Annotated in this window: 20 protein-coding genes; 7 read left to right on the forward strand and 13 right to left on the reverse strand. The window is 67.2% G+C overall.

The features are described from left to right. Nucleotides 1–115: 115 nt before the first annotated feature. Nucleotides 116–538 (forward strand): DUF2155 domain-containing protein, encoded by a 423-nt coding sequence (locus G539_RS0103720; protein WP_029074009.1) that lies wholly within the window; start codon nucleotides 116–118, stop codon nucleotides 536–538. On the opposite strand, the gene aat is transcribed toward G539_RS0103720, so the two are convergent. From aat to G539_RS0103750, 6 genes are all read right to left on the reverse strand, one after another. After that, nucleotides 475–1,152: a leucyl/phenylalanyl-tRNA--protein transferase gene (aat, locus tag G539_RS0103725; protein ID WP_029074010.1), complete on the reverse strand. Its 678-nt coding sequence runs from the start codon at nucleotides 1,150–1,152 to the stop codon at nucleotides 475–477. The two genes, G539_RS0103720 and aat, sit on opposite strands and share 64 nt — an antisense overlap. Before the next feature lie 162 nt (nucleotides 1,153–1,314). Continuing rightward, complete coding sequence (gene accC / locus G539_RS0103730) at nucleotides 1,315–2,658, reverse strand: acetyl-CoA carboxylase biotin carboxylase subunit (protein ID WP_035830290.1); 1,344 nt, start codon at nucleotides 2,656–2,658, stop codon at nucleotides 1,315–1,317. Nucleotides 2,659–2,672: 14 nt separating this feature from the next. Further along, nucleotides 2,673–3,140 carry an acetyl-CoA carboxylase biotin carboxyl carrier protein gene (gene accB, locus G539_RS0103735; RefSeq protein WP_029074012.1) on the reverse strand — a complete coding sequence of 156 codons (468 nt, stop codon included), beginning with the start codon at nucleotides 3,138–3,140 and terminating at the stop codon, nucleotides 2,673–2,675. A 37-nt stretch (nucleotides 3,141–3,177) separates the two neighbouring features. Next, nucleotides 3,178–3,615, reverse strand: coding sequence for a type II 3-dehydroquinate dehydratase (gene aroQ, locus G539_RS0103740; RefSeq protein ID WP_029074013.1), 438 nt, complete (start codon nucleotides 3,613–3,615; stop codon nucleotides 3,178–3,180). A 137-nt stretch (nucleotides 3,616–3,752) separates the two neighbouring features. Further along, nucleotides 3,753–4,511, reverse strand: coding sequence for a DsbA family protein (locus G539_RS0103745; protein WP_029074014.1), 759 nt, complete (start codon nucleotides 4,509–4,511; stop codon nucleotides 3,753–3,755). 58 nt (nucleotides 4,512–4,569) lie between these two features. After that, the gene (locus tag G539_RS0103750) at nucleotides 4,570–5,958 is read right to left on the reverse strand and encodes a M48 family metalloprotease (protein WP_029074015.1); all 1,389 of its coding nucleotides are present in this window, start codon (nucleotides 5,956–5,958) and stop codon (nucleotides 4,570–4,572) included. A 146-nt stretch (nucleotides 5,959–6,104) separates the two neighbouring features. Between G539_RS0103750 and G539_RS0103755 the strand changes: the two genes are divergently transcribed. Further along, nucleotides 6,105–7,268: a pyridoxal phosphate-dependent aminotransferase gene (locus G539_RS0103755; protein WP_029074016.1), complete on the forward strand. Its 1,164-nt coding sequence runs from the start codon at nucleotides 6,105–6,107 to the stop codon at nucleotides 7,266–7,268. A gap of 7 nt (nucleotides 7,269–7,275) precedes the next feature. Here the strand turns inward: G539_RS0103755 and G539_RS23585 are convergent, their stop codons facing one another. Continuing rightward, a complete protein-coding gene (locus G539_RS23585; protein ID WP_156911775.1) occupies nucleotides 7,276–8,478 on the reverse strand; it encodes an ROK family protein in 1,203 nt (400 codons plus the stop codon). A gap of 335 nt (nucleotides 8,479–8,813) precedes the next feature. On the opposite strand from G539_RS23585, the gene pgi reads away from it, so the two are divergent. Further along, nucleotides 8,814–10,430 carry a glucose-6-phosphate isomerase gene (gene pgi, locus G539_RS0103765; RefSeq protein WP_029074017.1) on the forward strand — a complete coding sequence of 539 codons (1,617 nt, stop codon included), beginning with the start codon at nucleotides 8,814–8,816 and terminating at the stop codon, nucleotides 10,428–10,430. A 61-nt stretch (nucleotides 10,431–10,491) separates the two neighbouring features. On the opposite strand, the gene G539_RS23590 is transcribed toward pgi, so the two are convergent. Together G539_RS23590 and G539_RS0103775 are read right to left on the reverse strand one after the other, a co-directional pair. After that, entirely contained in the window at nucleotides 10,492–11,169 is a 678-nt protein-coding gene (locus G539_RS23590) for a Crp/Fnr family transcriptional regulator (protein WP_051231058.1), read from the reverse strand. 61 nt (nucleotides 11,170–11,230) lie between these two features. Next, a complete protein-coding gene (locus G539_RS0103775; protein WP_029074018.1) occupies nucleotides 11,231–12,283 on the reverse strand; it encodes a nucleotidyltransferase family protein in 1,053 nt (350 codons plus the stop codon). Between the two features lie 449 nt (nucleotides 12,284–12,732). On the opposite strand from G539_RS0103775, the gene G539_RS0103785 reads away from it, so the two are divergent. From G539_RS0103785 to G539_RS0103795, 3 genes are read left to right on the forward strand one after another with little or no spacing between them, the layout of a single operon-like run. Further along, on the forward strand, nucleotides 12,733–13,026 hold the full coding sequence (locus tag G539_RS0103785) for a PqqD family protein (protein WP_029074020.1): 294 nt from the start codon (nucleotides 12,733–12,735) through the stop codon (nucleotides 13,024–13,026). After that, nucleotides 13,023–13,451 (forward strand): lasso peptide biosynthesis B2 protein, encoded by a 429-nt coding sequence (locus G539_RS0103790; RefSeq protein ID WP_029074021.1) that lies wholly within the window; start codon nucleotides 13,023–13,025, stop codon nucleotides 13,449–13,451. Before G539_RS0103785 ends, G539_RS0103790 begins: the two co-directional genes overlap by 4 nt. Beyond that, nucleotides 13,451–14,461 carry a phosphoenolpyruvate carboxykinase (ATP) gene (locus G539_RS0103795; RefSeq protein ID WP_029074022.1) on the forward strand — a complete coding sequence of 337 codons (1,011 nt, stop codon included), beginning with the start codon at nucleotides 13,451–13,453 and terminating at the stop codon, nucleotides 14,459–14,461. Before G539_RS0103790 ends, G539_RS0103795 begins: the two co-directional genes overlap by 1 nt. A 6-nt stretch (nucleotides 14,462–14,467) precedes the next feature. Here the strand turns inward: G539_RS0103795 and G539_RS0103800 are convergent, their stop codons facing one another. Then, the gene (locus tag G539_RS0103800) at nucleotides 14,468–15,052 is read right to left on the reverse strand and encodes a TetR/AcrR family transcriptional regulator (protein WP_084639784.1); all 585 of its coding nucleotides are present in this window, start codon (nucleotides 15,050–15,052) and stop codon (nucleotides 14,468–14,470) included. A gap of 138 nt (nucleotides 15,053–15,190) precedes the next feature. Here G539_RS0103800 and G539_RS23595 point away from each other — a divergent pair, with 138 nt between their 5' ends. Then, nucleotides 15,191–18,721, forward strand: a complete 3,531-nt coding sequence (locus G539_RS23595; protein WP_084639786.1) for an acyl-[ACP]--phospholipid O-acyltransferase — start codon at nucleotides 15,191–15,193, stop codon at nucleotides 18,719–18,721. 67 nt (nucleotides 18,722–18,788) lie between these two features. Here G539_RS23595 and G539_RS0103810 read toward each other — a convergent pair whose 3' ends face one another. The 3 genes from G539_RS0103810 to sufA form a co-directional block, all read right to left on the reverse strand. Continuing rightward, a complete protein-coding gene (locus G539_RS0103810; protein WP_029074024.1) occupies nucleotides 18,789–19,139 on the reverse strand; it encodes a TfoX/Sxy family protein in 351 nt (116 codons plus the stop codon). Nucleotides 19,140–19,147: 8 nt separating this feature from the next. Next, complete coding sequence (gene tenA, locus G539_RS0103815; protein WP_029074025.1) at nucleotides 19,148–19,813, reverse strand: thiaminase II; 666 nt, start codon at nucleotides 19,811–19,813, stop codon at nucleotides 19,148–19,150. 99 nt (nucleotides 19,814–19,912) lie between these two features. After that, nucleotides 19,913–20,299 carry a Fe-S cluster assembly scaffold SufA gene (sufA, locus tag G539_RS0103820; RefSeq protein ID WP_029074026.1) on the reverse strand — a complete coding sequence of 129 codons (387 nt, stop codon included), beginning with the start codon at nucleotides 20,297–20,299 and terminating at the stop codon, nucleotides 19,913–19,915. Nucleotides 20,300–20,335: the final 36 nt, after the last annotated feature.

Genomic DNA, 20,335 nt, shown 5'->3' on the forward strand with positions numbered 1-20,335 from the left:
TCCGGTGCGCCGATCGGCGGCAAGCCGGCCAGCCGTCCAGCGCCGGACGCCTTTTCCCCGCCGGAATCGCATGTTAAGCAGCCGGTTGAAGGTGCAGAGTCATCATCGGAAACCCATGACACGTTTCATCTCCCGGCGCCGCGGCCCCGCACTCGTCGCAGCAGCCCTCGCCTCTCTCCTCGCCGGCACGTCGGCCCACGCGGAACGGATCACCAATCCGGTCGCCGAATTCGCCGGGCTGGACAAGATCACCGGCCGGATCATCACCTTCGACGTCTACATGGACGAGACGGTGCAGTTCGGCGCCCTTCAGGTGACGCCGCGCGCCTGCTATTCGCGCCCGGCCACGGAGCAGCCGCAGACCGACGCCTTCGTCGAGGTCGACGAGATCACGCTCAACCGCAAGGTGCGGCGCATCTTCTCGGGCTGGATGTTCGCCGACAGCCCGGGCCTGCACGCCGTCGACCACGCCGTCTATGACGTCTGGCTCGCCAACTGCAAGACCTCGTCCACGGTGGCGCAGCCGTCCAAGCCGTAGAAGTCGCCTTCGCCCTGGAGGGCGATCTCCAGGCGCGCATGATACTCGTCGCGGTCGACCTCGATCGCGCCGAACTGCGACAGGTGCTCGGTGGTGAATTGCGCGTCGAGCAGGCTGAAGCCGCCGGCCTTCAATCGCGCGACCAGATAGACGAGCGCGATTTTCGAGGCGTCGCGGGCATGGCTGAACATGCTCTCGCCGAAAAACGCCCCGCGCAGCCGAACCCCGTAAAGCCCGCCCACGAGCTTGCCGTCCTGCCACGCCTCGACGGTGTGGCAATGCCCGAGCGTGAAAAGCTCATGGTAGAGCGACCGGATCCTCGCATTGATCCAGGTCTTGTCGCGATAAGCGGAAGTCGCGTTGCCGGCGCAGCCGGCGATCACGCCGTCGAAGTCCGAATCGATCCGGATCTCATAGGGCTGGTGCCGCATCGTGCGGGCCAGGCGGCGCGGCACATGGAAAGCGTCGAGCGGGAAGATGCCCCGGCTTTCGGGCTCGATCCAGTAGAGGCCGGGATCCTCGGCCGAATCGGACATCGGAAAGATGCCGCAGGCATACGCCTTGAGGAGAACCTGAGGCGTTATTTCCGGCATGTGATCAGACTGGCGGGCCATGGGATCACGCGACACAGAGACCGAAAGCCAAGCGAGCCGGACCGAAATGGTCCCCGACGGCAATGACTAATCGAATCCCGTGCATTGTGCACCCCTCCCCCGAAGCGCACGAGAACATTGTCATGTTCCCGTGGCTCCCGGAAGACGGATCGGGCCGACGCCTCAGCGTTCCACAGCCAGCTTCTTTTCCAGCCAGTGGATGTCGTAGTTGCCGTCGGCGATGTCATGGTCGTCGACCAGCTGACGGAACAGCGGGATCGTCGTGGAGACACCGTCGACGACGAACTCGTCGAGCGCGCGGCGCAGGCGCATCATGCATTCGACGCGGTTGCGGCCGTGCACGATGAGCTTGCCGATCAGGCTGTCGTAGTAGGGCGGGATCTTGTAGCCCTGATAGACGCCGGAATCGACGCGCACGCCGAGGCCGCCCGGCGGGTGGTAGTAGGTGATCTTGCCGGGCGACGGCGCGAAGGTGCGCGGGTCCTCGGCATTGATGCGGCATTCGATGGCATGGCCCTCGAAGGTCACGTCCTCCTGGCGGAAGGACAGGCCGCTGCCGGCGGCGATGCGGATCTGTTCGTTCACCAGATCGATGCCGGTGACCGCCTCCGTCACGGGATGCTCCACCTGCAGGCGGGTATTCATCTCGATGAAGTAGAACTCGCCGTTCTCGTACAGGAACTCGATCGTGCCGGCGCCCGAATAGCCGAGATCGGCCACGGCCTTGGCGCAGATGGCGCCGATCTTGTCGCGCTCGTCGGCGTTCAGCGCCGGCGAACCCGCCTCTTCCCAGACCTTCTGGTGGCGGCGCTGCAGCGAGCAGTCACGCTCGCCGAGATGCACGGCATAGCCCTTGCCGTCGCCGAGGATCTGGATCTCGATGTGACGCGGCTTCTCGAGGTACTTTTCCATGTAGACGGCGTCGTCGCCGAAGGCCGCCTTCGCCTCGGAACGGGCCGTCGCGAACGCAATGGCGACCTCGTCGGCCGAGCGCGCGACCTTCATGCCGCGACCACCGCCGCCGGCCGAAGCCTTGATCAGGACCGGATAGCCGATCTCATGGCCGGTGCGGATGGCGTCCGCCTCGTCCTTGAGCGCGCCCTCGGAGCCGGGAACGACCGGAATGCCAAGGCGCTTCGCCGTGCGCTTCGCCTCGATCTTGTCGCCCATCACACGAATGTGCTCGGACTTCGGACCGATGAAGGTGAGGTTGTGCGCCTCGAGGATCTCGGCGAAGCGGGCATTTTCCGACAGGAAGCCGTAGCCGGGATGGATCGCGTCGGCGCCGGTGATCTCGCAGGCGGCGAGCAGCGACGGGATGTTGAGGTAGCTGTCGCGGGCGGGCGGCGGGCCGATGCAGACACTCTCGTCGGCGAGCCGGACATGCATCGCATCCGCGTCGGCCGTCGAATGCGCGGCGACCGTCTGAATCCCCAGTTCCTTGCAGGCCCGGAGAATCCGGAGGGCGATTTCGCCGCGATTGGCGATCAGGATCTTGTTGAACATCGGCGCCACGCCGCTCATTCGATGATCAGCAACGGTTCGCCATACTCAACAGGCTGACCGTCATCGACCATGATCGCCTTCACCACGCCGGCGCGCGGGGCGGGAATCTGGTTCATCGTCTTCATGGCCTCGACGATGAGGAGCGTCTGGCCCTCGCGGACCGAATCGCCGATCTCGACGAACGACTTGGCGCCCGGCTCCGGCGAACGGTAGGCGGTGCCGACCATCGGCGACGGCACGACGCCCGGATGGCTGGCCAGATTGGCTTCGGCCGGCGCGGCGGCGGCGGCCACGGGGGCCGGAGCGGCGGCCGCCACGGGCGCTGCCACCTGATAGGCGGCGGGGGCGACCGTCACGTTGCGCGCCACGCGGATCCGCAGATCCTCGTGCTCGACCTCGATCTCGGAGAGGTCGGTCTCGGTCAGGAGCAGCGCCAGCTGGCGGATCAGATCCTGGTCGATCGTCGAATTTTTGCTCGTCATGCCTTCTTGTTCTTTCGTTGAGCCCGCTCTCACGCGCCTACTCGACCAGCGGCTGCAGCGCCTGAAGCGCCAGGCCATAGCCGGCGGCTCCAAAACCACAGATCACGCCGGCGGCGACGGGAGAGACATAGGAATGATGCCGGAAGTCTTCACGCGCGAAGACATTGGAAAGATGCAGCTCGATCGTGGGGAGGCCGACCGCGCGGATGGCGTCGTGCAGGGCGATCGAAGTATGCGTATAGGCGCCGGGATTGATCACGATGCCCCGGAAGCGCCCGAGCGCCTCATGGATCCAGTCGACGAGGGTGCCCTCGTGATTCGACTGCCGGAAGTCCACGGCCATGCCGAGACGCTCGCCCGCGGCCTTCGTCTCAGCCTCGATCTCGCCCAGGGTCTTCGCCCCGTAGACACCAGGCTCGCGCTTGCCGAGCATGTTGAGGTTGGGGCCGTTGAGAACCAGGATTGAGACTGTCATCGATGATTTTCTACCAATGGCGGCGCAAGGACTGGCCCTTGCGGCGAGGTTGGCCGGTTATAGGGGGTCGCGGAATAAAGGAAAAGCCCCGGGGCCCTCGCTCCGGGGGTAGTGCCGCATGAATCTCCTCCGCGCGATCAGCAGCTCGTCGAGCCGCATTCGCGCACGGACTTGATCTTTTCCTTCAGCGTGTCGTAGCCGACGGCCCCGACGACGACGTCGTTCTGCAGAACATAGGACGGCGTGCCGTTGATGCCGAGCGCCTGGGCGAGCGCGTACGACTCATTGATGGTCGCGCCCACCTCCGGGTCCTTCAGCTGCGCCTGGATTGCGGCCTTGTCGAGACCGAGACCGGCCGCGACCGCCAGCGCGCGGGCGCCATCGACGGCCCCGCGGCTCATCAGCAGCTCGTCGAAGAAGGCGCGGAACTTGTCCGGCGCGATCTTGCTGACGACGACGGCGACCTGGGCCGCCTCTTCCGAGCCCTGGCCGAGAACCGGGAACTCCTTGAGGATGACCCGCAGCCCCTTGTCCTCCTCGAGCAGGCGCTCCATGTCGGCATGGGCGCGCTTGCAGTAGCCGCAATTGTAGTCGAAGAACTCGACCAGCGTGACGTCGCCCTCGGGATTGCCGAGCACGACGTGGCGCTTCGAATTGAACAGCTGGTCGGCGTATTTGGCGACGCCGTCACGGCGCGCCTCCGCTTCCGCGACCTCCTGCTTACGCTGGAGCTCCTGCATCGCATCGCGGATCACCTCCGGATGCTGCATCAGATATTCCTTCACGACCGCTCCGATTTCGGAGCGCTGGCTGTCGGAAAACTCGGCCGCCTGGGCGGGCGCCGTCGTCATCAAAGCCAGGGCGGCAATCCCCGCAGCGTGGAAAAATCTCGGCATTGCAATCACCTGTCTGGACCCTTTGACGGTTCGCACGAACAGCAACTTGGCGAGTCGCTCATCGGCTCTTCGGTGGCGGTGTATAGGATACGATGTCGTCGGCGCGAAGCCATGCCGGCGACCCCGTCTTGAACTGGCTCTGCGCGCGCTTGGCGCGCGACTTGGCCGAGGCGAACTTGCCCTCGGCGAACTCGCCCTGCGCGGTGGCGAGATCGGCCATCGCGACGTCGCCGCGCAGCGCATAGGCGCGCGCCAGGCTGCGGTAGCCGATCGGCATGTCCGGGTCGGACTGCAGGCCGATCGTCAGGTTCTTGACCGCCTCGTCGATCGACTTCTTGTCGCCGACCTCGACCAGCGCCTGGCCCAGCATGATGCGAAGCAGGCCCGATTTCGGCGCGGCCGCGACGGCCTTGCGCAGCGGCGCGACGGCCTCCTTGGCGCGGCCGCTCTCGAGCAGCACCTGCCCCTGGAGCTCATGGAAATAGGGATAGTTCGGGCGCGAGCGAACCAACGCCGCGGTCTGGTCGAGCGCATTGCGGGAGTTGCCCGTCCGGTAGGCGAGGATGGCGCGCGCATAGCGAGCCGGCATCGACGTATCGCTCGGCGGATAGCGCCGCATCACCAGCATGGGATCCTCGGAGAAGGCCGAGAGCTTGGCGCGCACCATGTCGTGCCGCGCCTGCAGCTCCGCCGAATCCTTGGCGTTGTAGAACTTGCTCTTCCTCGCGTCGCGCTGGATCAGATCGATGCGCTCGGTAGGAAGCGGGTGGCTGCGGAGATAGGGATTGGAGCCGCGGCTGGAGAACAGCGTGTTGTCCGCGAAGCGCTCGAAGGTGGTGATCATGCCCTTCGCCGACTGGCCCGTCTTGTCCAGATAGGTCAGCGCCGAGCGGTCGGCCGCCATCTCCTCGGACCGCTGGTAGGCGAGCAGGCCGCGACGGACGAGTTCGCCCGAGCCCATGGCGATGCCGCCACCGGCGCGCGCCGCGTCGCCCGATCCGCTGGCGGCGCCGGCGATCGCGGCGCCCATGCCGACGACGCTACCGATCATGGCCATGGTGCGCGCGGTCTCGAGCTGCTGGCGCAGCTGGATCTGGTGATTGCCGGCGAGATGCCCCGTCTCATGCGCCAGCACGCCGATCAGCTCGTTCGGCGTCTTCGAATCGATGATCGCGCCGGTGTTGACGAAGATCTTCTCGCCCGAGGCGACGAAGGCGTTGAAGTCCGGGCTGTTGACCAGATAGAGCTCCACCGAGGAAGCGCGCAGGCCCGCCGCCTTGAAGATCGGGCGCAGATAATCCTGGATCAGCGCCTCGGTCTCGGCATCGCGGACCAGCGACGGGCGCGACTGCGCGACGGCCGGCGCGCCGCCTGAGCTCGCCAAGAGCGCGGCCGCCACGACGCCGCCGAGAAGACCACGCATCACCCGCTGCGCTGAAATGAACACCCGTCCCCTCCTGCTCTGGCCTTTCGCTCGCGGCCGACGAATTGTATGAAGCCGCTCGCCGTGTCGCCAACCGCCCCCTCCTTGGACGGATGCGCAGAAATTGGGGCGATAGCAAGACTTTTCCCGCCAGGATGGAACCCCTCGCCATGACAGCCCAAGATCGTCCGCCGTCGCGCCGCAGCGCTGTCGCGCCGTTCATCGCCATGGACGTCATGTCGGCCGCCTTCGACCGGATCGCCAAGGGCGAGCGGATCATCCGCATGGAAATCGGCGAGCCGGGCGCCACGGCGCCGAAGGCGGTGCTCGACGCCGCCCGCGCCGCGCTCGACGAGGGCCGGATCGGCTACACGGAGGCACTCGGCTCGCGGGCGCTCCGGCAGCGCATCGCGCAATACTATGCCGATACGCACGGCGTCGACGTCCCGCCGTCGCGGATCGCGATCACCACGGGCTCGTCGGCCGGCTTCAACCTCGCCTTCCTGGCGGCGTTCGACCCCGGCGAGCGGGTCGCCATCGCCTCGCCCGGCTACCCGGCCTATCGCAACATCCTCGGCGCGCTCGGTCTGGAAGTCGTCGAGATCGAGACCAGCGCCGACACCCGCCACGCCATCACGCCGGCGATGCTCGAGAAGGTCCACGCCGAAAAGCCGCTCGCCGGCATCCTGATCGCGAGCCCCGGCAATCCGACCGGCACGATGATGACGCCGGAAGCGCTCGCCGCGCTCGTCCGCGCCGCCGACGATCTCGGCATCCGCTTCATCTCGGACGAGATCTATCACGGCCTCGTCTATGAGGGCGTGGCGGAGACGGCCCTGAAGACCAGCGACCGCGCCATCGTCATCAACTCGTTCTCGAAATATTACTGCATGACCGGCTGGCGCATCGGCTGGATGGTGCTGCCGGAGATCCTCGTGCGTCCGGTCGAACGGATTGCGCAGAGCCTCTACATCTCCGCGCCCGACCTGTCGCAGCGCGCCGCGATCGCCGCCTTCGACGCGACCGAGGCGCTGGAGATCATCAAGGCCGGCTATGCGGCGAATCGCCGGCTGCTGCTCGATACGCTGCCGAAGATCGGCTTCGACGACTATTTCCCGGTCGACGGCGCCTTCTACATCTACGCCTCGGTGCGCCGCTTCTCGAACGATTCGGCCGAGTTCGCGCAGAAGATGCTCGCCGAGGCCGGCATCTCGGCGACGCCGGGCGCGGACTTCGACCGCATCCACGGCCACAGCCATATCCGCTTCTCCTTCGCCGGCGCGACCGGAGAGATGGCGGAAGCGGCGGAGCGCATGCAGCGCTGGCTCGGCTGAGCCGGCGTCAGGCCTTGACGCCGAGCCGCGGCTCGACCTTGGCGACCGGCTTCGGCAGCATCACCGGCTCGTGGTCGGAGCTTGCGAAGATCTCGCGATCGAGACGCTGCATGGCACCGGCCAGGATGCCGACGTCGACGAGGTCGTCCTCGGCCGAGAACACCTCGATCTCGGTCATGCGGGCCAGTTCGCTCACCAGGCCCTCTTCGAGGCCGGCCCTGAAGCCGGCTTCCATCAGGTCGAAGGCCGCGACGCCGCGCCCGGTGATGGCGACACGCTGCGGATTGATCAGCGCGATCAGGCGCGACAGGCCGAAGCCGAGCGCCAGCCCGGCCTGGTGATAGGCCATGCGCACGCGATCCTCGCCGGCCCTGCCCCGCTCCTCGAGCGCGTGCATCGTCTCGGCGTCCGGATCGATCTCGGTCGGCGGTTCGTCCGGCGGCAGGTTCTCTACGGCGCGATAGATGGCGTAGTCGGCGACATAGGCCTCGACGCAGCCACGCCGGCCACAGCGGCAGAGCGCGCCGCCGGGCATGTGATTGGCGTGGCCGAACTCGGCGCCGGAACCGAAGGCGCCGGTGAACAGCTTGCCGTTGATGTAGAGCCCCATGCCGACGCCATAGGCCATGAAGATCGCGGCGAAGGTGCCGCCGAAGCGAACCGGATCGCGCGAATTCAGCGCCTGCGCCATCATGTTCACGTCGTTGGTCATCGAGGTGCGGATGCCGAGCGCGTCGCCGACGGGCCCCGGGATCGGGCCGACATCGACGGAAACGGTCGGGCTCCAGAGCAGCGTGCCGGTCGTCTCGTCCGTGGTGCCGGGGATCGCGATCGAAATCTCGGAAACCCGCGACGTCTCGATGCCACGATCGGCGAAATAGCCACGGATGATCTCGATCAGCTGCGGTACGAAGGCTGCGGAATCCCGCCCCATGGTGGCGATCGCGTAGCGACTGCGGTCGCGCAGGTGCCCGGCATAGTCGCTAAGCAGCAACGTCACCGTGTTGAGCGAGATCTTGACGCCCAGGACGAAGGCGGCCTCGGCGTTCAGCGTCAGCGCGACGCGCGGGCGGCCCCGTCCGAGCGGCCGTTCGCTGCGCTCGTCGATATTGGCCGTCACCAGGATATGCTCGGCGAGCAGGTCTCCCGTGATCGCTGAAATCGTCGCCGGACTCAGTCCCGTCTCTCGACCGAGTTCGACTCTGGCCAACGGCCCGGCGCGCCGTACGGCACTGAGAACGAGGCCGCGATTCTGGCGACGCACGAGTTCTGTGTCGGCTTTGCTCTGCACGATTCCCTCTCCGCGCCGCAGGATGCGGTATCGATAATTGATTTCCAAGGACTATTCGACGGCGGGACGACCGGTCAAATCTAGTATAGTACCGAAAGGTGGCGGGGCCATGTTTTCGTTACCACCATCGACGCCCCGCGACCGGCCTTGCCGCGACGGCGACGGCATCGTATGTCCTCACGGCCCCGTAGGCTCATCGCTTCGAAGGACGTCCATCCATGACCGTCGCCCGAACCGCCGCTACGGCGGCTGCCATCACCAGCGCATTCTCGACGCTTCGCGGTCACCGCGACCGGGTCGAGGCCCAGACGATGCGCGAGATGTTCGCGGCCGATCCGGCGCGATTCAGCCGCCTTTCGCTCTCCGTCGACGGCCTGCTGCTCGACTATTCGAAGAACCGCCTGGACGCGGCCGCGATCGTCGGCCTGCTCGACCTGGCGCGCATCGCCGGTGTCCAGGAGCGTCGCGACGCGATGTTCGCCGGCGAGAAGATCAACGTCACCGAGAACCGCGCCGTGCTGCATGTCGCGCTGCGCGCCGAGGCCGGCGAGACCTATCTGGTCGACGGCAAGAACGTCGTCGAGGATGTCCACGCCGTGCTCGACGCCATGACGGCCTTCGCCGAGGGCGTGCGCAACGGCTCGATCGCCGGTGTCGGCGGTCGCTTCACCGACGTCGTCAATATCGGAATCGGCGGCTCGGACCTCGGCCCCGCCATGGTGACGCGCGCGCTCAGCCCCTATCATGACGGCCCGCGCCTGCACTTCGTCTCCAACGTCGACGGCGCCCACATCCACGACACGCTGACCGGCCTCAACCCGGCGACGACGCTGTTCCTAGTCGCGTCGAAGACCTTCACCACGATCGAGACCATGACCAACGCCGGCACCGCCCGCCGTTGGATCGTCGAGGCGCTCGGCGAAGCGGCCGTCGGCGCGCATTTCGCCGCCATGTCGACGGCGCTCGACAAGGTCAACGCCTTCGGCATCGACACGGCCCGCGCCTTCGGCTTCTGGGACTGGGTCGGCGGTCGCTATTCCGTCTGGTCGGCGATCGGCCTGCCGGTGATGATCGCCATCGGCTCGAAGAATTTCCGCGACTTCCTGGCCGGCGCCCATGCGATGGACCAGCATTTCCGGACCGCGCCGCTCGACCGCAACCTGCCGGTCATCCTGGCGCTGGTGGGCATCTGGAACCGCAACGTGCTCGGCTTCCCGGCCAAGGCGGTGCTGCCCTATGACCAGCGCCTTGAGCGCTTCGCCGCCTATCTGCAGCAGCTCGACATGGAATCGAACGGCAAGCGCGTCACCCTCGAGGGCGCTCCGGTTACGCTCGCGACCGGGCCGCTCGTCTGGGGCGAGCCGGGCACCAACGGCCAGCACGCCTTCTACCAGCTGATCCACCAGGGCACGGACGTCATCCCCTGCGATTTCCTGATCGCGGCGAAGGCGCACGAGACCGATGGCGTCCACCATGCGCTGCTGCTCGCCAACTGCTTCGCGCAGACCGAGGCGCTGATGCGCGGCCGCACCACCGACGAGGCCCGTGCCGAGCTGGCATCCGAGGGCAAGGTGCCGACCGAGGTCGAGCGGCTGGCGCCGCACAAGACCTTCCCAGGCAACCGTCCGTCGAACACCCTCCTCTACAAGACGCTGGATCCCTACACACTCGGCCGCCTGATCGCGCTCTACGAGCACCAGGTCTTCGTCCAAGGCGCGATCTGGGGTATCGATTCCTACGACCAGTGGGGCGTCGAGCTCGGCAAGCAGCTCGCGCTGCAGCTGATGCCGATGGTGGAAGGCAAGGCCTCCGCCGACAGCCGCGACTCGTCGACCGCGGGCCTGATCAAGGCAGCCGCGCAGCTGAAGTAACACGCAATGAAGAGCCGGCCCCGCGCCGGCTCGATACCCGGGAGAACCGGTGCGGCCTGCCTCAGGTTTCCCGCGCCGACCGATGCACCACGATCCGGTGGCCATCCACGGACAGGCGGCGCTCCTTCACCAGAGCGCGGATCTGCTTGTTCACGGCCTCGCGGCTGGCACCCAGCATCTGCGCCAGCGTGCCCTGCGTCAGGTCGAGCTCGACCACGGCGACATCGCGCTCGATGCGGCCATGGATGAGGGCGAGCTGACGCAACAGCACCAGCAGACGATGACGCAGGTCGGAGAAGACGGCGCGATTGACCTGTTCATTGGTGTGCCGCAGCCGTTCGCAGAGACTGAGGATGATCTGACGCTGCAGCCGGCTCGAATTGTCGAGCAGGGTCAGGAACGACTGGCGCGGAATGAAGATCAGGCGGGCGTCCGTCAGCGTCGCGGCGCCGGCGCTGCGCGGCAGGCCGTCGATCAGCGCGATCTCGCCGATGACCTCGCCTTCCTCGAAGAGCTGGATGGTGAGCTCACGGCTGTCGTCGGCCGTCAGGAAGATGCGGACGATGCCGTCGACGACCGAGTAGAGCCCGTCCGACTCGTCGCCCTGCGAGAACAGCAGCGTTTCGGCCGGGACGGTCGACACGCGGGCGATCTGCGCCAGTCGCGTGATGTCGTCATTGTCCAGGCCGTTAAAAAAGCTCGTGCGACCGAGCCAGGTCACGATTTCCGAGATCTGCACCCTGCCCTCCGTCGGCCACGCGCTGTCCCTGCGCCCTGCAACCGATAGCATTCAAATGGCTTCATGACGAGCGAGGGGCTTGCCCGCCGCGCTTCAGGAGCTCGCGGAACACCGACCGGCGCCAGGATTGCAGCGCCCGCTCCTCCGTCTCCATCGCCATCACGACGCGGCCGTCGATCAGGAGCCGCGCGGCGCGCCGGAAACGGACGGGCGAAAGCGCGTCGGCGATGCTGCGGCATCGCGCGTCGTCATAGAGCCTGTCCGCCAGGTCGAGCGCCGCGACCAGCGCGAGGCGGATGCCAGAACGGTTGACCAGATCGTCGAGCGCCTGCTCCTCGGCGGCGCCGTCGAGCCGCCGCGCCGCCTGCAGGACGTCGACGACCAGACGCAGCAGCTCGAAATGATGAGAACTGGCGGCATGGACGCCGGCGATGGCGAGGCGCGCCGACGGACGTGCCGCTGAGGCGGGATCGCCATCCGGGCAGAGTTCGTCGAAGCCGAGCGACAGGACCGACCGCAAGCCGGGCGCATGCACCAGATTGCCCTGGATTTCCAGCATCAGCATGGGATGGCGGACATGGATCCACTTGCGTTCTAGCTGCTCGTCATCGCGTTGGCTCGGATGCAGCGCGAAATCCGACCGCGCCGCGACAGCCTCGACCTCGTCCAGCCGATCGAGGGGGACGATGATGTCGATGTCACTGGTCGGCCGGAGCACGGGATCGGGATAAAGGTTCTCGGCGAAATCCTGCCCCTTGATCAGCAGGGCCGGCGCGCCGGCCGCTACGAGCGCCGCCTGGAGCTGCTTCGCCTGCGCCCGAAGCTGCATGTTGAAGGCGACGCCAGCCTGGTAGCGCATGGCGAAATGATCGCGAATCGGCACCAGGTCCGGCGTGGACAGCCCGGGCCGCACCTTCCTGAGGACGGCCGGGAGCACGCCGTGCCGCTCGGCCTGCGACAGCAGCCGCTGCGCGCGCGCGGCGGCAAGCGGCGGCGGCGCCATGCTGCCCTCGGGGTCGGCGAGCGCGATGAGCAGGCGCGAATCGGCGCCCGAAAGCCGACGCGGCGTCTCGGAGGCTGAAGGGATCGTGCCGTCGGTCTCGCTGGCGGACATGGGGCTACTCTGGCTGGAAGTCTCGATGCTGGGTGAAGCGACGCACAATGTTCACCGAGTCGGGCGCCCTGTCATGAGGCTCAAATGCAAGAAGCGGAGCCGCATCGCTGCAGCTCCGCCAACAAACCGGCCTATGCCAAAGGCAGGGATCAGCGCGGCAGATACGGCCCGCCCGACATCGACGCGACGATCATGGCCACACGCTCGCGCTTCAGAAGCGCGGGCTGCTCGTAAGTCTTCTTCATTGTCAGCTCACAAATCAACAGGATGACATTCACCTGCCCCAGCGGAATACAACCGAATCCGCCCCCCGGGTCAACGCCTCCGGTCGCCGGCGGGCGCCCCGCGCGGACTGGCAAGTGAACCGCGTCACAGTCCGCGTCGATGGCCCCTTCCGCCTGACGCCGCGTTCCGCTATCGAAGGCGGATTGCCCGTGGGGGAACATGATATGCCGAGCATCGAAACGGGCACCATCTGGGCCCTGCATGAGAACACCAGCTTTCAGCCGCTCGGCGATGGCGAGGGCGGCGTGTTGCTGGACACCAATTCCGGCCAGCTCTTCACCTGCAACGACACGACGGCGGCCTTCCTCTCGGCGGTCGACGGCGCGCGCGACTTCGCCGGCATCCTCGGCGAGCTCGAGAAGGTGTTCGACGTCGAGGCGTCGATCCTCCGGGACGACATGACCGAGCTTGCGAGCCAACTGGCCGCCGAAGGCCTGATCATTCGCGTCGAGCCGTGACGCCGGACCTGCTCCTGCGGCTTAAATTCCGGGCCGAGATGTGGTTCTGGGCCAAGACCCTGCCGCTCCGCTGCCGGAAGTCGCGGGACTTCGCCGACATCCTGCACATCGCCGATGCCGGCGCGAGCCGCCGCTATGCCGGTCTCGCGGCCGCCTATGTCGCCAGGCGCGCCAAGAAGGCGGGCCGCCGACCCTGGGTGATGCGCGACCGCCGCTGCCTGCGCGAGGGCATCCTCGCCTATCGCTTCCTCACGCTCGCCGGCGTACCGGCGACGATCCATTTCGGCGTCGACCGCACCAGCATCGGCAAGGCGAAGCTCGCCGCCCATTGCTGGGTCTCGGCCGACGACATGCCGGTCCTCAACCCGCCCGAGCCCACCATGGTGACCATCTTCACCGAGAAGAACCGCGTCGGAACCGCCTGATGCTGCGCAAGCGATACGTCATTCCGGGCCTTGCCTTTCGCCTCACCGCCGAGCCGGGCACGCATGGGGAGACGGCGCTGCCGCAACTCGCGCAGTTCGAGGGCGACGAGACACATCCGGTCGACCACGAGATCCTCGTGACGACCGCGCCCGGCGACGACGCGGCGACGATCGGTTCCCTCATATGGAGCGGTGCGCTGATCGACGGCACCTACGCCGAGGTCAGCCGCGACGGCGACCACCAGCAGTTCCGCATCCCCGGCCAGATCTCGATCGTCGAGACGCGTGGCGAGCCCGTGACGTGGGTCGAAGTGGCGGCCGGTACGGATAGACCGTTCCGCGGCATGGCGGCAGCCGTCCTGCTGGACACGGTGATCCGCGACCATGGCCTGTTGACCATCCATGCCGGCTCTCTGATGCCGCCGGGGCGCGACGACCTCGTGCTGCTCTTCGCGCCGAGCGGCTTTGGCAAGACGACGACCTCGCTGGCCCTGGCGCTCTCCGGCTATGCCCATCTCGGCGACGACATGGTGGTACTGCGCAAGGAAGCGGAGGGCATCCTCGCCTGGGGCATGCCGCGCACGCTGAAGGTGCAGCGCCGCACGGCCGCGATGTTTCCCGAGATCCTGCCGCATCTCGGCGCGTTCGGCGGCGACGAGGACGAGGCGCCGCTGACGCGGGACGCGCTTGCCGCGATGATGCCCCTGCCCGATCCGGCAAAGAGCTACCAGACGGCGGCCATCGTGGTCGTCGGCCCGCGCTCCGAGGGCCCTGCCCGCGTGCGCCCGATCAGCAAGGCCGAAGCGCTTTCCGTCATCCTGACCGACAATATCGGCGTCTTCTCCGACGGCGTGCCGCGGGCGCAGCGGGAACTGTTCCGCCTGCTGACGACGCTGGTCTCGACCACCCCGACCTTCCAGCTCGATGCCGGCAGCGATCCCCATAGGATCGCAGCCGCCTTCGATGAGGCGCTCGGCATCGTTAGCGCCGCGTCCACCATCGAGGCCTGAGGCGACTCAGCCTCCCAGCATCCGCGCCACGAGAAGATGACCGAGGCGGCGCGGCTCCGCCTCGACGACCAGCGCCAGCTTGCTCGAGACGGCCAGCGTCGAGATGCCGTGCAGCCCCGCCCACATGGTCGCCGTCGTCGCCCGCCGCTCGTCACTGGCGAGGTCCGGCATCAGCGGCGCCAGCGCCTCGGCGACCAGCGCGATCAGCGCCGCGAGCTTCGGGCGGTACCAATCCGGCAGGTCGACTCCCTCGGGCAGGCGATGCTCGAAGAGCAGGCTCCAGAGCATCGGCCAGCGCTCGACGAAATCGAAATAGGCATCGACTAGTTGCGCAGCGCGCGTCTCGACCGGAGCGTCCGCCGCTGCCCGCAAGGCATCCGCCAGCGCGTCCAGGGTCATGCCGTTGAGATGGACGATCAGGTCGTCGAGATTGGCGAACAGATTGTAGATCGTGCCGGGGGCATAGCCGATCCGCTCGGCGACGCGGCGCACCGTGATCCCGCGCAGCCCCTCTTCCGCCGCGATCGCGCGCGCGGCGTCGAGCGCCAGGCGCTTCAATTCCTCCGGGGCGTGATCGCTGCGCCGTGCCATTCCATTCCTCGTTGCCGCCTGCCATGCAGACTAGCTCCTAGCATGTATTGAACATCGTTCAAAACGCTGATATCAAATTGAACAACGTTCAATTAAAGCGGCTTGCGAGACGCCGCGAACAGGCTGAGGTTTGACGCCATGGATGCATCTCCCCAGACTTCAACCGCGCCTGTCACGGCCGCCGACGCGCCAGGAACCGGCGCGCCGCCGCTCCTGAAAACGCCCGGCTTCCTGCCGCTCTTCGTCGTGCAGTGGTTTGGTGCCTTCGCCGACAACGCGCTGAAGAGCGCGTTCGGCTTCATGGTCGCCTATGGCGGCGCCGATCTGTTCGGTCTGTCGCCGCAGGTGGCGGTCACGCTGGGCGGCGCGGTGTTCATGCTGCCCTTCTTCCTGTTCTCGGGCGTCTCCGGCCGGCTCTCCGACACGGTCGACAAGAATCTGGTCGTGCGCTGGACGCGGCTGGCCGAGGTCGGGCTCGCCCTCCTCTCCGCCTACGCCATCATGATCCATTCGGCGCCGCTCGCCCTGCTCGGCATGTTCTTCTACGCCGTGCAGTCGACGATCTTCGGACCGGCCAAATACTCGATGCTGCCACAGCTCGTCAGTCGCGAGCGCCTCGTCGCGGCCAACGCGCTGTTCGAGGGCTCGACCTTCGTCGCCATCCTGCTCGGCACGCTGTTCGGCGGATTGACCGTCGGCCTCGGCGGAAAGTGGATCGCGATCGTCGGCCTCGTCTCCGTCGCGCTCGTCGGCGCGGTCGCCGCCTTCTTCGTGCCGTCCGCGCCGCCGGCGCCGGATGCCGGGCGCTTCCGCTTCTCGCTGATCGGGGCGAGCCGCGCCTCCTTCGCCGCCATCCGCCGCAAGCGCACCCTCTTCCTGGCCGTCTCCGGCATCTCGTGGTTCTGGATGATCGGCCTGATCGTGATGTCGGTCTTCCCCGATTTCGCGAAGTCGACGCTGAAGGTCGACGAGATCGTCGCCAACCTCCTGGTCGCCGCCTTCGTCGTCGGCATCGCGCTCGGCTCGGCCGCGACGTCAAAACTGCTCGCCGGCCGCATTTCGGCCCGGCATACGCCGATCGGCGCCCTGATCATGGCCGCCTTCATGGTCGACCTTTCCCATGCCGCGACGGCGCTCGGCGCGGTCGGCGCCGGCGGCGCGCTCGATCTCGGCGCCTTCATCACTTCCTGGCCCGGCATCCGGGTTCTGGTCGATCTCGTCGGCGTCGCCTTTGGCGGCGGCCTCTTCACCGTTCCGCTCTACGCGCTGCTGCAGTCGCGCGCGGACGAGCGCGAACGTTCGGCCGCGATCGCCGGCAACAACATCATGAACGCGGCGCTGATGGTGATCGGCACCGGCCTCGCCGCCGGCCTGCTCGCGGCCGGCGTCACCACGCTGCAGCTCCTGTTCTGGCTCGGCCTCGCCAATGTCGTGGCCGCCGGCATCTGCCTCAAGTTCGTGCCGGACGAACTGATCAAGGCGATCGGCCTCCGCCTGATGCAGATCCTGTTCCGCGCCCGCGTGAAGGGGCTGGAGCACTATGGCGAGGGCCGCGACGCGGCCGTCGTAGTCGTCAACCACACCTCGTTCATCGACGCGGTGCTGATCGGCTGCATGCTGCCGGGCAAGCCCGTCTTCGCGATCAACAAATACATCGCCACCCGCTGGTGGGTGAAACCGGCCTTCCTGTTCTTCGACCTCGTGCCGGTCGATCCGACCAGCCCCTTCACCGTCCGCAAGATGGTGAACCTGGTGAAGGAAGGTCGCCGGCTGGTGATCTTCCCGGAGGGCCGCATCACCGTCACCGGCGCGCTGATGAAGGTCTATGACGGCCCGGCGATGATCGCCGCCCTTTCCGACGTACCGATCATCCCCGTCCGCATCGACGGCGCCCAGTACACGATCTTCTCGCGACTGAAGGGCAAGGTGCGGCGACGCCTGTTCCCCGAAATCGCGATGACGGTGCTGCCGCCGCGCCGGATCGAGCTGACGCCGGGCCTGGTCGGCCGCAAGCGCCGGCACGAGGCCGGCCACCACCTGCAGGCGATCATGACCGACATGGTCTACGAGACCAGCCCCGCCGCCGAGACGCTTTTCGACGGACTGCTGCGCGCCCGCCACATCAACGGCCAGCGGGCGCTGATCGAGGACGTCACGCGGAACCCCGTAGGCTACACCGACATCCTCCGCGGCGCCTTCGCGCTCGGCAAAACCTTCGCCGCGATGAGCGTGCCCGGCGAGCGGGTCGGCGTGCTGCTCCCGAACACGACCGCCGCCGTCGTCACCTTCTTCGCGCTGCAGGTCATCGGCCGCATCCCGGCCATGCTCAACTTCTCCGCCGGGCCGGCCTCGGTCGAGGCAGCCTGCCGCACGGCGGAAGTGAAACTCGTGCTGACCTCGCGCCAGTTCATCGAGAAGGGTCGCCTGCAGCCGCTCGTCGACGCGCTCGGCGCGCGCGCCCGCATCGTCTACCTGGAGGATCTCCGCGACGAGATCGGTCTCGGCCGCAAGCTGTTTGCGATGGTCGGCGGTGTCGCGCCGCGCTTCCTGAGCCGCGTCGCCTTCCAGCGCCCGACGGATCCGGAAGCGGAAGCCGTCGTGCTCTTCACCTCGGGCTCCGAGGGCACGCCGAAGGGGGTCTCGCTCAGCCACCGCGCCATTCAGGCGAATCGCCAGCAGATTGCGAGCGTGATCGACTTTTCCGGCGAGGACATCGTCCTGAACGCGCTGCCGCTGTTCCATGCCTTCGGCCTGACGGCGGGCTGCCTGCTGCCACTCTTCTCCGGCGTCCGGCAGATGCTCTACCCCTCGCCGCTGCATTACCGGATCGTTCCGGAGATGGCCTATGACGTGAACGCCACGATCCTGTTCGGCACCGACACCTTCCTCGCCGGCTATGCCCGCATGGCTCACCCTTATGACTTCTATTCGATCCGCTATGTCTTCGCCGGCGCCGAGCGGGTGAAGCCGGAGACCCGCCGCGTCTGGTCGGAGAAGTTCGGCATCCGCCTGCTCGAAGGCTACGGCACGACGGAGACCGCGCCGGTTATCGCGATCAACACGCCGATGGCGAACCGCCCCGGTTCGGTCGGGCGGGCGCTGCCCGGCATCGAGACGAAGCTGGAGCCGGTCGCCGGCATCGAGGAAGGCGGCAGGCTGCTGGTGCGCGGCGCCAATGTCATGCGCGGCTACTATCGCGCCGAGGCGCCCGGCGTGCTGGAACCGCCGGTCGACGGCTGGTACGACACGGGCGACATCGTCACCATCGACGATGGTTTCATCACGATATCCGGCCGCGCCAAGCGCTTCGCCAAGGTCGGCGGCGAGATGGTCTCGCTCGCGTCGATCGAGGCTCTGGCCGGCGAATTCTGGCCGCATCACGCGACGGCGGCGGCCGCCGTTCCGCATGAGCGCAAGGGCGAGGAGATCGTTCTGGTGACGGAACGTCCCGACGCCAACCTGGCTGAGTTCCAGCGCTTCATCCGGGGCCGGGGCCTGTCGGAGATCATGCTGCCGCGGGCCGTGCTCTTCGTCGAGAAGCTGCCGCTGCTCGGCTCCGGCAAGGTCGACAACGCGGCCGTGACGCAGTTGGCGCTGCAGGCGAGACCCGCTGCCCCGGCCGCGCCTGCGCAGGCGGCGAGCGGGATCCGGGCGGGCGTCGGCGACTAGCGGCCGATCCGGCCTGGAGGCGGCGAACCAACGGCAAGGCCCTCTCCCGCCCGCGCCGGAGAGAGCCTTATTTCCTCTTTTTCAAGGGCTTGGCGGCGTTGGCACGGACGGCGACCTCGATCGCCGCCAGCGCCCAATCGCGCAGTTCGTCGGTGTCGTCGAGCAGGCGCTCGGGCAGACGATAGTAGCCGAGCGACGTCTCGCGACCGTTCTTCGAACCGTAGACGAAGGGCGTGCAGCCCTCCGTCTCGAAGGCGGGACGCGTCGCGTCATCCGCCTTCAGGTAGATCGTCCCATCCTGCCAGATGCCGAACATCAGCCCGTCCCGAAAGAAGCCGAGACCGCCGAACATCCGCCGGATGGATACCCGGCCGACCGGCTCGAACAACTCGGAGAGATAGTCGAGATCGGCCGTCATGGGCGTCCTCAGTCGGCGATGGTGAGCCCCATCTGCCAGAAATCGGCCTCCAGCCGCGTGGCCTGGCGGAAGATTTCGAGCAGGCGCGGATAGCGGGCCTCGGTCAGCGACAATGCCGCGAGACGATCGATCTGTTCAAGGCTCGCGCGGGCGACCGATTGAAAGCCCTCGCCTTCATATTCGCGGATCCAGGCGGTGTAGGGATTCTCGCCATCGAGCCCCGTGCCGGAGGCGGCCAGCGCCGTGCCGATCTCGGCATAGCCGACGACACAGGGCGACAGCGCAACCACGAGATCGAGCATGTCGCCGCGCAGCCCCGCCTCCTGGACGAAGCGCGTATAGGCCACAGTGGCGCGCGCTTCCTTCGTCTTTTCAACGGCTTCGCGCGAAAGGCCCCACTCGGCGCAGAGCTTCAGATGCAGATTGGTCTCGTTCAGGATGGAGTGCATCCCTTCCGAGGCCTTGCGCATCTCTTGCGGGTTCGGCGCCTTGTAAACGCCGATCGCATAGGCGCGGGCAAACTCGATCAGGAACAGATAGTCCTGCACCAGATAGTGCTGAAAGCTCGCCTTCGGCAGCGTGCCGTCGCCGAGGCCGAGGACGAAGGGATGGCGGACATAGGCCTGCCAATCGGCGGCGGCATCGGACTTCAGACGCTCGAAGAGGCTCGACAAACCAATCTCCATATTGGACGCGGGGAAAATCGGCGCGACCGGAATCGGGCGGTTAACAGCGCACCGCCTGTTAGCGTTCCGGTAGCGGAATGGTAGCGCTCAGCCGGCCGTGGCCGACGCGTCGGCGGGATCGGCTGGCTTCAGCATGACGGACTCGCCGCAACCGCAGGCCGAGACCTCGTTCGGGTTCTTGAACACGAAGCCGGAGCGGAGCTTGGTCGTCTCGAAATCCATGACGCTGCCGAGCAGGTAGAGCACAGCGGCCGGATCGACGAACACGGTCGCGCCATGCGCCTCGATGCGCTCGTCCTTGGGGTCGGGATCCGCGACCGCCTTCATGGTGTATTCCATGCCGGCGCAGCCACCCTTCTTGACGCCGATGCGCAGGCCCTGCACGGGCTCGTCGGAATCCTCGACGATCTCGCGGATCCGCTCGGCGGCGGCTTCGGTCAGGGTCATCACGGCGAAGCGTGAACGGACGCCCATGGCAATTCTCCAGTTCGCGGCGCGAAGCGCCTCTTC

The organism is Kaistia adipata DSM 17808 (assembly GCF_000423225.1).
GTDB lineage: Bacteria > Pseudomonadota > Alphaproteobacteria > Rhizobiales > Kaistiaceae > Kaistia > Kaistia adipata.

What these genes read in the sequence shown, in the direction of transcription:
- G539_RS0103720 (WP_029074009.1), top strand. Translation starts at nt 116, where the DNA reads ATGACACGTTTCATCTCCCGGCGCCGCGGCCCCGCACTCGTCGCAGCA.
- aat (WP_029074010.1), bottom strand. Translation starts at nt 1,152, where the DNA reads ATGGCCCGCCAGTCTGATCACATGCCGGAAATAACGCCTCAGGTTCTC.
- accC (WP_035830290.1), bottom strand. Translation starts at nt 2,658, where the DNA reads ATGTTCAACAAGATCCTGATCGCCAATCGCGGCGAAATCGCCCTCCGG.
- accB (WP_029074012.1), bottom strand. Translation starts at nt 3,140, where the DNA reads ATGACGAGCAAAAATTCGACGATCGACCAGGATCTGATCCGCCAGCTG.
- aroQ (WP_029074013.1), bottom strand. Translation starts at nt 3,615, where the DNA reads ATGACAGTCTCAATCCTGGTTCTCAACGGCCCCAACCTCAACATGCTC.
- G539_RS0103745 (WP_029074014.1), bottom strand. Translation starts at nt 4,511, where the DNA reads ATGCCGAGATTTTTCCACGCTGCGGGGATTGCCGCCCTGGCTTTGATG.
- G539_RS0103755 (WP_029074016.1), top strand. Translation starts at nt 6,105, where the DNA reads ATGACAGCCCAAGATCGTCCGCCGTCGCGCCGCAGCGCTGTCGCGCCG.
- G539_RS0103775 (WP_029074018.1), bottom strand. Translation starts at nt 12,283, where the DNA reads ATGTCCGCCAGCGAGACCGACGGCACGATCCCTTCAGCCTCCGAGACG.
- G539_RS0103785 (WP_029074020.1), top strand. Translation starts at nt 12,733, where the DNA reads ATGCCGAGCATCGAAACGGGCACCATCTGGGCCCTGCATGAGAACACC.
- G539_RS0103795 (WP_029074022.1), top strand. Translation starts at nt 13,451, where the DNA reads ATGCTGCGCAAGCGATACGTCATTCCGGGCCTTGCCTTTCGCCTCACC.
- G539_RS0103800 (WP_084639784.1), bottom strand. Translation starts at nt 15,052, where the DNA reads ATGGCACGGCGCAGCGATCACGCCCCGGAGGAATTGAAGCGCCTGGCG.
- G539_RS23595 (WP_084639786.1), top strand. Translation starts at nt 15,191, where the DNA reads ATGGATGCATCTCCCCAGACTTCAACCGCGCCTGTCACGGCCGCCGAC.
- G539_RS0103810 (WP_029074024.1), bottom strand. Translation starts at nt 19,139, where the DNA reads ATGACGGCCGATCTCGACTATCTCTCCGAGTTGTTCGAGCCGGTCGGC.
- sufA (WP_029074026.1), bottom strand. Translation starts at nt 20,299, where the DNA reads ATGGGCGTCCGTTCACGCTTCGCCGTGATGACCCTGACCGAAGCCGCC.